At 71.7% G+C, this 13,055-nt stretch carries 10 protein-coding genes; 5 read left to right on the top strand and 5 right to left on the bottom strand.

Going from position 1 to position 13,055, the window contains the following annotated elements:
• The 4 genes from ACEXOR_RS09255 to ACEXOR_RS09270 are packed head-to-tail and all read right to left on the bottom strand — an operon-like array spanning window position 1 to window position 3,767.
• Window positions 1-1,332, bottom strand: coding sequence for a M20/M25/M40 family metallo-hydrolase (locus ACEXOR_RS09255; RefSeq protein ID WP_374849305.1), 1,332 nt, complete (start codon window positions 1,330-1,332; stop codon window positions 1-3).
• A 7-nt stretch (window positions 1,333-1,339) separates the two neighbouring features.
• Window positions 1,340-2,404, bottom strand: coding sequence for a carbohydrate kinase family protein (locus ACEXOR_RS09260; RefSeq protein ID WP_374849306.1), 1,065 nt, complete (start codon window positions 2,402-2,404; stop codon window positions 1,340-1,342).
• Window positions 2,405-2,409: 5 nt separating this feature from the next.
• Window positions 2,410-3,369 (bottom strand): pseudouridine-5'-phosphate glycosidase, encoded by a 960-nt coding sequence (locus ACEXOR_RS09265; protein WP_374849307.1) that lies wholly within the window; start codon window positions 3,367-3,369, stop codon window positions 2,410-2,412.
• Entirely contained in the window at window positions 3,369-3,767 is a 399-nt protein-coding gene (locus ACEXOR_RS09270; protein WP_374849308.1) for a hypothetical protein, read from the bottom strand. The genes ACEXOR_RS09265 and ACEXOR_RS09270 overlap by 1 nt, the downstream gene beginning before the upstream one ends.
• A 39-nt stretch (window positions 3,768-3,806) precedes the next feature.
• On the opposite strand from ACEXOR_RS09270, the gene ACEXOR_RS09275 reads away from it, so the two are divergent.
• A complete protein-coding gene (locus ACEXOR_RS09275; protein ID WP_374849310.1) occupies window positions 3,807-4,145 on the top strand; it encodes a DUF6804 family protein in 339 nt (112 codons plus the stop codon).
• 102 nt (window positions 4,146-4,247) lie between these two features.
• Window positions 4,248-6,362, top strand: coding sequence for a DEAD/DEAH box helicase (locus ACEXOR_RS09280; RefSeq protein ID WP_374849311.1), 2,115 nt, complete (start codon window positions 4,248-4,250; stop codon window positions 6,360-6,362).
• Window positions 6,363-6,373: 11 nt separating this feature from the next.
• On the opposite strand, the gene ACEXOR_RS09285 is transcribed toward ACEXOR_RS09280, so the two are convergent.
• Window positions 6,374-8,488 carry a S9 family peptidase gene (locus tag ACEXOR_RS09285; RefSeq protein WP_374849312.1) on the bottom strand — a complete coding sequence of 705 codons (2,115 nt, stop codon included), beginning with the start codon at window positions 8,486-8,488 and terminating at the stop codon, window positions 6,374-6,376.
• Window positions 8,489-8,654: 166 nt separating this feature from the next.
• Here ACEXOR_RS09285 and ACEXOR_RS09290 point away from each other — a divergent pair, with 166 nt between their 5' ends.
• The 3 genes from ACEXOR_RS09290 to ACEXOR_RS09300 all read left to right on the top strand — a co-directional run bounded on the left by ACEXOR_RS09290 (window position 8,655) and on the right by ACEXOR_RS09300 (window position 13,046).
• Window positions 8,655-10,058 carry an aldehyde dehydrogenase family protein gene (locus ACEXOR_RS09290; RefSeq protein ID WP_374849313.1) on the top strand — a complete coding sequence of 468 codons (1,404 nt, stop codon included), beginning with the start codon at window positions 8,655-8,657 and terminating at the stop codon, window positions 10,056-10,058.
• Window positions 10,059-10,131: 73 nt separating this feature from the next.
• Window positions 10,132-11,610, top strand: coding sequence for an aspartate ammonia-lyase (locus ACEXOR_RS09295; protein ID WP_374849314.1), 1,479 nt, complete (start codon window positions 10,132-10,134; stop codon window positions 11,608-11,610).
• A complete protein-coding gene (locus ACEXOR_RS09300) occupies window positions 11,607-13,046 on the top strand; it encodes an FAD-binding oxidoreductase (protein WP_374849315.1) in 1,440 nt (479 codons plus the stop codon). The genes ACEXOR_RS09295 and ACEXOR_RS09300 overlap by 4 nt, the downstream gene beginning before the upstream one ends.
• Window positions 13,047-13,055 lie beyond the last annotated feature (9 nt).

A 13,055-nucleotide genomic window follows, 5' to 3' on the forward strand; every position in this document is an offset into this window, starting at 1 on the left:
TCAGAGCCGCGAGAACAGGCGCTCGAAGAAGCGGATGCCCGTGAACCACGTGTGCACGTGCATCCGCTCGTCTTTGGCGTGCAGCGTGGCCAGCTCGGCGGCCGACATCTCGAACGGGCTGAACCGGTAGACCGACCGGCTGTAGGGCGAGAACGAGCGGGCGTCGGTGGCGCCGGTCTGCACATAGGGCGTCACGACGACTCCGGGGTAGGCCGCCCGGATGCTCTCGGCCACGAGGTCCCAGTCGGGCCCTTCCATGCGCGACACCGGTGCCGGCTCGTTCGCCATCTCGGTCTCCACCCGCACCAGCGGGTCGGCGATGGCCCGCTCGAGGTGCCGTTGCGCCGCCGCCACCGAGGACCCCACGGCGATGCGCACGTTAACCACGGCCTGCGCCCGTTCGGCCAGCGCATTCGGCGCGAGCGAGCCCGACAGCTGGGTGACCGCCATCGTGGTGCGCACCATCGCGGCCGTCTCGACGCCGAGGCGCGCGAACACGGGCACGATCAGCGGCCGGAACAGCCGCAGGTGCCCGAACACGAAGCGCAGCGGGTTCTCGGCGTGCTCACCGATGGTCTCGATCATGCGCGCCGTCACCGGGTTCAGCGACGCGGGGAACGGATGCCGGCCCAGGCGCGCGATGGCCCGGGCGAGGCGGTTCGTGGCCGTGTCGGGCGGGGGAGTGGAGGCGTGCCCGCCCGCCTGCTCCACCGTGAGCGTGAAGTTGGTGGTGCCCTTCTCGGTGACCCCCACGACGGCGATCGGCGCCTGCACCGTGGGGAACATGCCGCTCACCACGGCTCCGCCCTCGTCGAGCACCAGCCCGATCTCGACCCCGCGCCCGTGCAGCAGCCGGGCGGCCTCGGCGGCACCGGTGCCCGCCGTCTCCTCGTCGTGCCCGAAGAGCAGGTACACGTCGTGCCGGGGGGCGATGCCCTCGGCCAGGGCGCGCTCGGCCGCCTCGAGCAGGGCCACCACCGATCCCTTGTCGTCGAGCGTGCCGCGGCCCCAGATCACGCGGTCGGTGCCCTGCCCGGTGATCTCGGCGGCGAACGGCGGGTGCGTCCAGCCCTCGTCGGAGGCCACGACCACGTCGTAGTGCGCCAGCAGAACGGATGCGCGCCCCGGCTCGCTGCCCGGCCACCGGAAGAGGAAGGTGCGGCCGAGCACCAGCTCGAGCTCGAGCTCTGAGTGCACCAACGGGTAGAGCCGGGCGAGGGCCTCGCGGAACGCGTCGAAGGCGGCCTCGTCGCGGAGCTCCGGCTCCACCGACATGGTGGGGATGCGGATGAGCTCGCGGAGGTGCTCGAGGGCGACGTCGTCGGTGGGCACAGGGCTCCTAGGGCCGGCCGGCCGGATCAGCCGGATCGGCCGGATCGCCTGGATCGGCTGGATCGGCCGGATCGGCAAGACGCCCGGCCAGATCGTGCGGCGGGCGGGCACCGAGCTGCTGGATGGCGACGGCGGCGCACCGCACTCCCGCGCGGCCGGCGGCGTCCAGCCGGGCCGCGTCGACGGTGCCCGACGCGAAGGGGCGCGCCGGTGTGCCCGACGCCCCCGAGGTGCCCGTTGTCAGCATCGAGTTCACGAACCCGGCGCTGAAGGCGTCGCCGGCACCCGTGGTGTCGACGGGGTCGACGAGCAGGGCCGGCACGCGCACGAGCACGGGTGCGTCGGCGCCCCGGGCGGCGGCGAGAACCCCGGCGCGGCCCATCGTGAGGGCCACCACCTCGGCGTGCTCGAGCAGCGCGACCGCCACCTCGTCCGGGTCGATCAGCCCGGTCAGGGCGCGGCCCTCGTCGAGGTTCGGCAGCAGCACGGTCGCGCCGTGGGCGGCGTCGAGCACGGTCTGGGCGCCGTGATCGGCGATGAAGCCGGCCGACCCGGGGTTCACCGAGACCGACAGCCCCGCATCCCTCGCCTCGGCGATGAGTTCGGCGCAGGCCCGCACCGCGCTCAGCCGCTCGGAGCCGGGCACGTCGTTGAACAGCGAGTACCCGGTGAGGTGCAGATGGGCGCCCGGTACCAGCAGGGCGCGATCGACGTCGGCCGGGCCGGTCAGCGCGTTCGCGCCGCGCTCGGTGAGCATCGTGCGCGTGCGGTCGGCCTGCAGCACCACCACGATCGTGCCGGTGGGCCGCTCGTCGTCACCGGCGAGGTGCGCCCGCACGCCGGCCTGCTCGAGCTCCTCCGTGTGCCGGACGACGTCGACGGTGCCCACGCGGCCGAAGAAATCGGTGCGCGCCCCGAGGCGGCCGAACCAGGCGGCGGCGTTCGCGGCCGATCCGCCGGCGCGGCGCTCGATGGTGGCCGTGGTGTCGGTGTCGGGCCGCACCTCGCCGCTCGGGGTGACGATGATGTCGTCGATCACGTCACCGAAGGCGAGCACCGTCGGAACGATCATCCGCGTCAGTGACCGGCGGTGGCGTCGGAGTCGGCCTGCTCGGCCGACAGGGCGCTCCACGCCGTCGCGATCTCGCCCGCCAGCCGCACGTTGTTGCGCGCGATGTCGAGGTTCACTTCGAGGCTGCGGCCCTCCGACGCCTCGACGATGTACCCGAGCAGGAACGGCGTGACCGCCTTGCCCGACACCCCGGCCGTCTCGGCGGCGGCGAACGCGGTGGCGAGCACGCGGTCGTGCTCCTCGGGATCCCACTGCTGATCGGTGGGCAGCGGGTTCGCCACCACGATGCCCTGGCCGTGACCGAGCTCGTCCTGGCCCCGCATCACGCGCGCGATCTCGGCGGCGTCGTCGACCTGCCAGTCGATGGTGTAACCCGATCCGCGCAACCAGAAGCTCGGGAAGTCGGTGGTGCGGTAGCCCACCACCGGCACGCTCAAGGTCTCGAGGCGCTCGAGCGTGGCCGGGATGTCGAGCACCGACTTCACGCCCGCCGACACCACGGTGACCCCCGAGAGGGCGAGCGAGGAGAGGTCGGCCGACTCGTCGAAGGTCGAGGAGGCGCCGCGGTGCACGCCGCCGAGGCCTCCAGTGGCGAACACCCGCACACCGGCGCGCCCGGCGAGGTAGGCGGTGGCCGCGACGGTGGTGGCACCGCTGGCGCGCTTGGCCGAGAGGATCGGGAGGTCGCGCACGCTCGCCTTGGTCATCTCCTCCTCGGCGATGCGGCGCACCCCCTCGGTGTCGAGCCCGATACGGGGGACGCCGTCGAGCACCGCGATGGTGGCCGGGGTCACCCCGGCGTCGCGCAGGATGGCCTCGAACTCCTGGGCCGCCTCGAGATTGCGCGGGCGGGGGAGGCCGTGCGAGATGATCGTCGACTCCAGCGCCACCACCGGCCGGCCCGCGTCGAGGGCGTCGGACACCTCATCGGAGACCCGGACGGCCCCCGTGCTCTGTCGCGCCATCAGTGCAGTCGCGCTTTCAGTGCGGCCACCGGGTCGGCGGCGTTCAGGATGCCGGGGCCGAACCGCAGCATGGTGACGGTGTGCGACACCGGGCCGGCACCCGCGCTCAGGCGGGTGGCGACGGTGGCGCGCTCCCAGATGAGGATCGCCTCCTGCGCGAGCTGCACGGTGAGGCCGAGGGGCTGGGTGTTGCCGGAGCGCACGTCGGGCAGGGAGTAGCCGCCGAGCGAGGCGAGGGTGGCGTACACCTCCGACACGTCTTTCTGCGGCAGCGGAACAGCGCCCTGGCCCGCGAACACGGTGACGAACAACCGTGCGGCGAGCTCCTCGGGATCAGCGGTCCACAGCCCTTCCGGGCCGGCGAAAGGAGGGGTGGGAGCACCCGGCGAGAATGACATGGCTTCACACTACCGAGCGCCGCGTAGGATTGGCGAGACATGAGCGCGCGACAGAGCACCCCCTCGTTCACCCGGCCCGCACTCGCCCCCGGCATCCTCGGAGCGATCGCTCTCGTGGCCTTCCTGGCCGTGGTCGAGGACGACGGCTGGTTCACGGTGGCCCGGTTCGTGGTGGCCATTCTGGCGCTGATCATGACCGTGTTCGCGGTGCAGGGCAAGCAGTGGTGGTGGGTGCCGCCGCTGGCCGCGATCGCCGTGCTCTGGAACCCGGTGCTGCCGATCGACCTGCCGCTGGTGGGGTGGCAGATCGCCCACGTGGCGGGGGCCGTGGTGTTCGTGGCGAGTGGCCTCCTGATCAAGGTGCATCGCGTAGACTAGCTGCGCCACGGGGATTCCCGCTCTTCGCGCCGACCGCGACTCACCTCGCCTTGCTCGACCGCCCAGGCCCCGTGCATCCCGCCTCACTCCGTAGGAGAACACTTGTCAAGGTCCGGCAATCGCCGTACGCGCACCGCAGACAACACCGGTCTGATCCCGATCCTCGCCCGCAAGGTGCGTGAGGTCGAAGCCGCCGCCCAGCGCGGCAAGGTCGCCCCCGCCAACCGCACGAAGTTCCTCGTGGTGGCGCTGCTCATGCGTGAGGAGCGCGCGGGCATCAAGACCGACGCCTCCCTGAGCGACGCCGATCGCGCCGAGCAGCTTAAGCGCCTCGACGGCATCGCGTCCATCCTCGCCCGCACCGCGGCCCGCGACACCTCCCTCATCGCGCTGCTGGAGAACGACGCCGCGCTGTCTCCGGCGGCCCGCAAGCTCCGCCGGGAGTACCTCGAAGACGCCGGCTACGACGTGCCGGACGACGAGCCGGAGGCTCCCGCGCAGACCGCGACCGTGGTTCCGCCCGAGCTCGCCGAGCGGCAGGTGGTGCCGACCTCGGTGAAGTCGCGTCAGCTCGCCAACCCCTTCATGGCGCCCGACCTCACGCCCGCCAAGCCCCACGGCGTCGGTCGGCTCACCAACTGGGAGCTGCTCGGCCCGCTCTACCGCGCCTTCGAGTACGGCGCCGGCGGCACCGCCGCGAGCATGGAGCTGCCCGAGGCGCCCACCATCGACCGGCTCTCGCCCCCCGGCCACGAGCTGATGGTGCACCAGTCCCGGTTCCTGCAGAGCGTGCAGGCAGGTCACCGCACCTTCCTGCTGGCGGATGAGCCCGGCCTCGGAAAGACGGCCCAGTCGCTGCTGGCCGCATCCGTCGCCGACGCCTACCCGCTGCTGGCCGTGGTGCCGAACGTGGTGAAGATGAACTGGGCCCGCGAGGTCGAGCTCTGGACGCCGCACCGGCGCGCCACCGTGGTGCACGGCGACGGTGAGAACCTCGACGCCTTCGCCGATGTGGTGGTGGTGAACTACGAGGTGCTCGACCGCCACCTCTCCTGGCTCGGCGGCATGGGCTTCCGCGGCATGGTGGTCGACGAGGCGCATTTCATCAAGAACATGTCGTCGCTGCGCTCGCGCAACGTGCTGGCGCTGGCCGACCGCATCCGGCACACCGCCCCCGGCGGCAACCCGCTGATGATGGCGCTCACCGGTACGCCGCTGATCAACGACGTCGACGACTTCCGGGCCATCTGGAAGTTCCTCGGCTGGATCGACGGCGACAAGCCGGGCCCCGAGCTGATGGAGCGCCTCGAGGAGATCGGGCTCACCCCGGCCGACACCGGCTTCTTCGCCGAGGCCCGCGAGGCCGTGGTCGACATGGGCATCGTGCGCCGGCGCAAGATCGACGTGGCCGCCGACCTGCCCGCCAAGCGCATCGTCGACCTGCCCGTGGAGCTCGACGACGACTTCGGCCGGTCGATCCGCGAGGCCGAGCGCGAGCTCGGGGCCCGCCTGGTCACCCGTTACCGCCGGCTCGTGGCCGCCAGGGCGAACGCCCGCGGCGACGAGGTCGACGACCTGCCCGACGACGACCTGATGCGCCTCGTGGCGCGCCAGGAGCTCGAGGACACCTCGTCGAACGAAGACGGCCTGAACGTGTTCACCATGGTGCGCCGCATCGGTACCGCGAAGGCCGGCCTCGCCGCCGACTACACGGCGCAGCTCGCCCGCTCGGTGGGCAAGGTGGTGTTCTTCGCCAAGCACATCGACGTGATGAACGCCGCCGAGGAGCTGTTCGCCAAGCGAGAGCTCAAGACGGTATCCATCCGCGGCGACCAGTCGGCCACCCTGCGCCAGCGCGAGATCGACGCCTTCAACAACGACCCCGAGGTGGCGGTGGCGGTCTGTTCGCTCACGGCCGCGGGCGTCGGGCTCAACCTGCAGGCCGCGTCGAACGTGGTGCTCGCCGAGCTGTCGTGGACGGCGGCCGAGCAGACCCAGGCCATCGACCGCGTGCACCGGATCGGCCAGGCCGAGCCCGTCACCGCCTGGCGCATCGTGGCCGCTCAGACCATCGACACGCGCATCGCCGAGCTGATCGACTCCAAGCAGGGCCTCGCGGCCCGCGCGCTCGACGGCTCCGACGTGGCGCTCGGCTCCACCGACAGCGTGCAGCTCGACGCCCTGGTCTCACTGCTCCGCAGCGCCCTCGAGGGCTGACCCGCCCGGGTCTAGGCCAGGCCCAGCACGTCGAGGGTCCAGGCGTACTCGTACGAGACCTCGCGCCAGCGCTCGTAGCGGCCTGAGACACCGCCGTGGCCCGCCGACATCTCGGTCTTCAGCAGCACGGGGGCGTCGACGTCGCGCAGGCGCGCCGTCCACTTCGCGGGCTCCACGTAGAGCACCCGGGTGTCGTTCAGCGAGGTGACGGCCAGGATGCGCGGGTACTGCTGCGCGGTCACGTTCTCGTACGGCGAGTACGACTTCATGTAGGCGTACACCTCGGCGTCGTGCAGCGGGTCGCCCCACTCGTCCCACTCGATCACCGTGAGCGGCAACGACGGGTCGAGGATCGACGTGAGGGCGTCGACGAACGGCACCTGCGCCAGGATGCCGGCGAACAGGTGCGGTGCGAGGTTCGCCACGGCCCCCATCAGCAGCCCGCCCGCGCTGCCGCCCTGCGCCACCAGGCGGGCCGGCTCGGTGAAGCCCAGCTCGATCACCCGCTCGGCCGCGCTGACGAAGTCGGTGAAGGTGTTCTTCTTGGTGAGCGTCTTGCCGTCCTCGTACCAGTGCCGGCCGAGCTCGCCACCGCCGCGCACGTGGGCGATGGCGAAGGCCGCACCGCGATCCAGCAGCGACAGGCGCGGCACCGAGAACGCGGGGTCGATCGACGCCTCGTAGGAGCCGTAGCCGTAGAGCACCAGCGGGGCCGGCCCGTCGGCGTCGAGCACGCCGCGGCGGGCGACGAGCGAGATGGGCACCCGGGTGCCGTCGGCGGCGGTCGCCCACTCGCGACGCTGCTCGTAGAGCGAGGCGTCGTAGCCGCCGCGTACGACCTGCTGCTTCAGCAGGGTCGAGGTGCCGGTGTGGATGTCGTGGTCGAACACCGAGGAGGGCGTCACGAACGAGGTGTAGCCGAAGCGGATGGTGGGCTGCTCCCACTCGGGGTTGCCCGACGTGCCCACCGAGAACAACGGCTCGTCGAACTGCAGCTCGGTGAACGGTGCGTCCTGCAGTCCTGTCGTATCCGGTGTCAGCGGCAGCAGGCCGATGCGGGTGAGGCCGTCTCGCCGGTAGTCGAGGGTGAGGTGGCCGGCGAACGCGTCGACGTCCTCCAGGCGCACGGCCTCGTCGTGCGCCACCACGGTCTGCCACGAGGCGCGGTCGAGCGGATGCGCGGGGTCGACCGCCACCAGCTCGAAATTCAGTGCGCCGTCGTTGTGCAGCACCAGCAGCAGGTCGTGGCCGCCCACCACCGCGTGCTCCACCGAGTACTCCACGCCCTCGCGCCGGGGCCACACCACCCGGAAGCCCGCCTCGGGCTCGAGGGTGTCCAGCAGCAGCACCTCGCTGGTGATCTTGGAGCCGATCTCGATCTCGACGTAACGGCGGCTGCGGGTGAGGCCCACACCCACCCAGTAGCGCTCATCCGGTTCGGTGAAGACGACGGTGTCGTCGGTGCCGCCGCCCACGCGATGCTGCCAGATGGTGTCGGGGCGCCAGGCGTCGTCGACGGTGGGGTAGTAGACGGTCGAGCCGTCGCCGGAGAAGACGGCCCCCGGGAAGGTGTCGACCACCTCGTCGGGCAGGTTCTCGCCGCTGTCGAGGTCGCGGATGCGCAAGGTGTACCGCTCGTCGCCCACGGTGTCGACCGCGTAGGCGAGCAGCCGGCCGTCGGGCGACACGTCGAACGAGCCCAGCGAGTAGAAGTCGTGCCCCTCGGCCTCGACGTTGTCGTCGAGCACCACCTGCTCGCCCTCCACGGGGATGCCCGGCTGGATGGCCGGTGGCGTCCAGTCGTCGCGCCCGGCGATGGGCGCCCGGCAGTGCACCCCGTACTGTGAGCCCTCGGCCGTGCGGGTGTAGTACCAGTGGCCGCCGTCGCGAACCGGCACCGAGAGGTCGGTCTCCTGGGTGCGGCCCTTGATCTCCTCGAAGAGGGTCTCGCGCAGGCCCTGCAGGTGGGCCAGCGACTGCTCGGTGTGGGCGTTCTCGGCCTCGAGGTACGCGATCACCTCGGGGGAGTCCTTGTCGCGCAGCCACTCGTAGGGGTCGGCCACCACGTCGCCGTGGTGCACTCGTTCGAACGGGACCTTCGGGGCGCGGGGAGGAAGCGATGCCATGGCATCCAGCGTAGGCCGCCGGGGTGCGGGGTGCGGGGTGCGGGGTGCTGGGTGCTGGGTGCGGGGTGCCGGTCCCCGACGTCGCCGACGCCCTCGCGGCGGTGCTGTCCGGCATCTCGCTGATCGTGCCCTTCCTGCACGGCTGAGCCGCGCCTACGATGACTCCATGACCCCGGAGCATCGCATCGCACCGCTCACCCCCGTCGTTCCCGTGCTGCGTTCGGGCTTCGATTCGGGGATCACGCGCTCGCTCGCCTGGCGCACCGACCAGCTGCGCGCGCTCAAGCGGCTGATCGTGGAGAACTCGGCCGAGCTCGAAGACGCACTCTTCCTCGACCTGGGCAAGAACCCCACCGAGGCGGTTCTCACCGAGCTCAACGTGGTGACCGCCGAGATCGACCACACGCTGGCGCACCTGCGACGATGGCTGCGGCCCCGGCGGGTGGGCGTGCCGCTGGGCCTCGCCCCGGCCAGCGCCTCGACGATGCTCGAGCCGCTCGGGGTGGTGCTCGTGATCGCTCCCTGGAACTACCCCGTGCAGCTGCTGCTGGCTCCGGTGGTGGGCGCCCTCGCGGCCGGCAACGCCGTGCTGATGAAGCCCAGCGAGCTCGCCCCGGCCACGTCGGCCCTGGTCGCCCGTCTGGTGCCGCAGTACCTCGACGATCGCGCCGTGGCGGTGGTCGAGGGCGGAGTCGACGTGACCACGGGGCTCCTCGAGGAGCGCTTCGACCACATCTTCTACACCGGCAACGGCACGGTCGGCCGCATCGTGATGACCGCCGCCGCGAAGCACCTCACCCCGGTCACCCTCGAACTCGGCGGCAAGTCTCCCGTGTACCTCGACGACACGGTCGACCTCGCGGCGGCAGCCCGGCGGATCGCGTGGGGCAAGTTCATGAACGCCGGGCAGACCTGCGTGGCTCCCGACTACCTGCTGGCCACGCCGGAGGTGGCGGCCGCCCTCACGCCGCACCTCGTCGATGCCATCGCCGAGCTCTACGACGGCGACCCGCGGTCGAGCTCGAGCTACGGCCGCATCGTCAACGACAAGCAGTACGGCCGGCTCAAGGGCCTCCTGGGCAGCGGCCGAGTCGTCGTCGGCGGCCGGAGCGACGACCGCACCCGCTACCTCGCCCCCACGGTGCTGGCCGATGTGCCACGCGACTCCCCGGTGATGCAGCAGGAGATCTTCGGCCCCATCCTGCCCGTGGTCACCGTGAGCGGTCTCGACGACGCCATCGCGTTCATCCGGGCCGGTGAGAAGCCGCTTGCGCTCTACGCGTTCACCTCCTCGAAGTCGGCCGCGAAGCGCATCCTCACCGAGACCTCCTCGGGTGCCGTCGGCTTCGGCGTTCCCGTGGCCCACCTCACCGTGGCCGGGCTGCCCTTCGGCGGCGTGGGCGAGAGCGGCATGGGCTCGTACCACGGACGCCGCAGCATCGAGACGTTCAGTCACGAGAAAGCGGTGCTCGCCAAGCCGCTCGCGCCCGACACCCTGAAGCTGGTGTACCCGCCGTTCACGGCCCGGAAGGACGGCTTCATCCGGGGGCTGCTGAAGAGGTTGAGCTGAGCGGCCCCGGAGTAGAGTCGATGCCGTCCAGCCACAAGCGACACGACACGATTCGAGCAATGGAGCCCACCCCGTGACCACCACTCCTCCCACCCGCACCGAGACCGACAGCCTGGGGAGCGTGGAGATCCCGCGCGACGCCTACTGGGGAGTCCACACCGCGCGCGCCCTCGAGAACTTCCCGATCAGCCGGCGCCCGATCTCGGTCTACCCCGACCTCGTGAACGCCCTCGCCATCGTGAAGCAGGCGGCTGCCAGGGCCAACGCCGAGATCGGCGTGCTCGACCCCGAGAAGGCGGCGGCCATCGAGGCGGCCTGCGAGCGCATCCGGGCGGGTGAGTTCCACGACCAGTTCGTGGTGGGCGTCATCCAGGGCGGAGCCGGCACCTCCACCAACATGAACGCCAACGAGGTGATCGCGAACGTGGCGCTCGCCGCCGGGGGGCACCCGCTCGGCTCGTACGACATCCTGCACCCGCTCGACGACGTGAACCGCAGCCAGAGCACCAACGACGTGTACCCCACGGCCGTGAAGCTCGCGATGGTGTTCTCGCTGCAGCGACTGCTGGTGGAGCACGAGCAGCTGCGCGACGCGTTCTCGGCGAAGGGCGTCGAGTTCGCCCACGTGCTGAAGGTGGGTCGCACCCAGCTGCAGGATGCCGTGCCCATGACGCTCGGCCAGGAGTTCCACGGTTTCGCCACCACCCTCACCGAAGACCTCGAGCGCCTGAAGCACACCATGCCGTTGCTCTGGGAGATCAACCTCGGCGCCACCGCGATCGGCACCGGCATCACCGCCGACCCGAACTACGCGGCCACCGTGTGCCGTCATCTGCGCGACCTCACCGGCTTCGAGCACGTCACCGCCGCCGACCTGGTGGAGGCCACGAGCGATGCGGGCGTGTTCATGACGCTGTCGGGCGTGCTCAAGCGCTCGGCCATCAAGCTCTCGAAGATCTGCAACGACCTCCGGCTGCTCTCCAGCGGCCCCCAGGCCGGTCTCGGCGAGATCAACCTCCCGGCGCGTCAGGCGGGCTCCAGCATCATGCCCGGCAAGGTCAACCCGGTCATCCCCGAGGTGGTGAACCAGGTGGCCTTCTCGGTGGCCGGCGCCGACGTCACCATCACCATGGCGGCCGAGGGCGGGCAGCTGCAGCTGAACGCGTTCGAGCCGGTGATCGCCCACTCGCTGCTGCAGAGCCTGGCCTGGATGACGCAGGGTTGGCGCACCCTCCGCATCAATTGCGTCGACGGCATCACCGCCAATCTCGACCGGCTCGACACCATGGTGTCGACCTCGGTGGGCGTCGTCACGGCCCTCACCCCCTACATCGGCTACACCGCCGCGTCGGCCCTGGCGAAGACGGCGCTGCTCACCCACCGCAACATCGCCGACCTCGTGGTGGAGGCCGACCTGATGAGCCGCGAGCGCGTGATGAAGCTCATCTCGCCGGCGCGGCTGTCGGGCATCGAGGCCATCACGGCGGCCATCGACGTGATCGACGCGGATGAGGCGGCCATCGTGAGCGCCATCGACCGAGGCGGCCGGTGACGGCGACGGATGCCCGGGGAACCGCTTCGCCAGACGGAGCCGGGCGGGCATCCGTTCTCGAGCGCCTCGGCGAGCTGCTCGGAGACCGGCTGAGCGTCGAGACCGGCGTGCTCGACGCGCTCCGCACCGACAAGTCGGGCTGGTGGTCGGAGGGCGGGGCCCTGGCCTTCGTCGACGCCCGCAGCGTGGCTGAGGTGCAGGCGGTGCTGCGCCTGGCGTCGGAGTACCGGATCCCCGTGGTTCCCCGCGGGGCCGGGACGGGGCTCGCCGGGGGAGCGACGGCCTCCCCGGGAGCGATCGTGCTCGGCGTGGCCGGGATGGACCGGATCCGCGAGATCGCCCTCGACGACGAACTCGCGGTGGTGGAGCCCGGGGTGATCAACCAGGCGCTCGGCGACGCGCTCGCGCCCCACGGCTACGCCTTCTCGCCCGATCCGGCGTCGAAGGCCATCTCGACCATCGGCGGCAACATCGCCACCAACGCCGGCGGCCTGATGTGCGCCAAGTACGGCGTCACCCGCGAGGCGGTGCTCGGTCTCGACGTGGTGCTGGCCGACGGGAGCCTGCTCTCGACGGGCCGGCGCACGGTGAAGGGCGTCACCGGCTACGACCTCACGGCCCTGTTCACCGGCTCGGAGGGCACGCTCGGCGTGATCGTGGGTGCGACCGTGCGCATCCGTCCGGTTCCGCCGGGGCCTGTCGTCACCGTCGCCGCGTTCTTTGCCGACGTGACGAGCGCCGCCGCAGCCTGCGCCGCCGTCACCGCCGCGCGACTGCGGCCCGCGGTGATGGAACTGATGGATGCGGCGGCGGTGGCCGCCGTCACCACCTACCTCGGCCTGCCCTCCCGCGGGGCGGGCGCCGCCTTCGTGCTCGCCCGGACCGACGGGGCCGGAGCGGCCGACGAGGGCGACGCGATCGCCGAGGTGCTGCGCGCCGGCGGGGCCTCGACGGTCGATCTCTCCGACGACGAGGTGGCGGGTGAGGAGCTGCTCGCCTTCCGGCGCAGCATCCACCCCGCGCTCGAGGCGCTCGGCGAGGTGCTGATCGAAGACGTCTGTGTGCCGCGCTCGGCGCTGCCGGCGATGTTCGCCGAGATCGAGCGCATCTCGGCGGCCTACGACATCCCGATTCCCACGGTCGCCCACGCCGGCGACGGAAACCTGCACCCGAACTTCGTGGTGCCGCCCGCACTGGTGGAGTCGGCGGGCGGCGCGGTGGTGGGCGGAGCACCCGAGATCGTCTGGCAGGCCGCCGACGAGCTGTTCGCCGCGGCCCGCCGGCTCGGCGGAACGCTCACCGGCGAGCACGGCGTGGGCGTGCTGAAGAAGCGCTGGCTCGAGGGGGAGCTCGGCTCGGAGGAGCTGGCGCTGCAGCGGCGCCTCAAGGCCGTGTTCGACCCGCTGGGCATCATGAACCCGGGCAAGGTGTACTGAGCCCCGTGG

It is taken from the genome of Herbiconiux liangxiaofengii, from assembly GCF_041927335.1.
Taxonomy (GTDB): domain Bacteria; phylum Actinomycetota; class Actinomycetes; order Actinomycetales; family Microbacteriaceae; genus Herbiconiux; species Herbiconiux liangxiaofengii.

Bases quoted from the DNA above. Each gene is read 5' to 3' on its own strand.
- ACEXOR_RS09265 (WP_374849307.1), bottom strand. From the start codon at position 3,369: ATGGCGCGACAGAGCACGGGGGCCGTCCGGGTCTCCGATGAGGTGTCC.
- ACEXOR_RS09290 (WP_374849313.1), top strand. From the start codon at position 8,655: ATGACCCCGGAGCATCGCATCGCACCGCTCACCCCCGTCGTTCCCGTG.
- ACEXOR_RS09275 (WP_374849310.1), top strand. From the start codon at position 3,807: ATGAGCGCGCGACAGAGCACCCCCTCGTTCACCCGGCCCGCACTCGCC.
- ACEXOR_RS09285 (WP_374849312.1), bottom strand. From the start codon at position 8,488: ATGGCATCGCTTCCTCCCCGCGCCCCGAAGGTCCCGTTCGAACGAGTG.
- ACEXOR_RS09260 (WP_374849306.1), bottom strand. From the start codon at position 2,404: ATGATCGTTCCGACGGTGCTCGCCTTCGGTGACGTGATCGACGACATC.
- ACEXOR_RS09270 (WP_374849308.1), bottom strand. From the start codon at position 3,767: ATGTCATTCTCGCCGGGTGCTCCCACCCCTCCTTTCGCCGGCCCGGAA.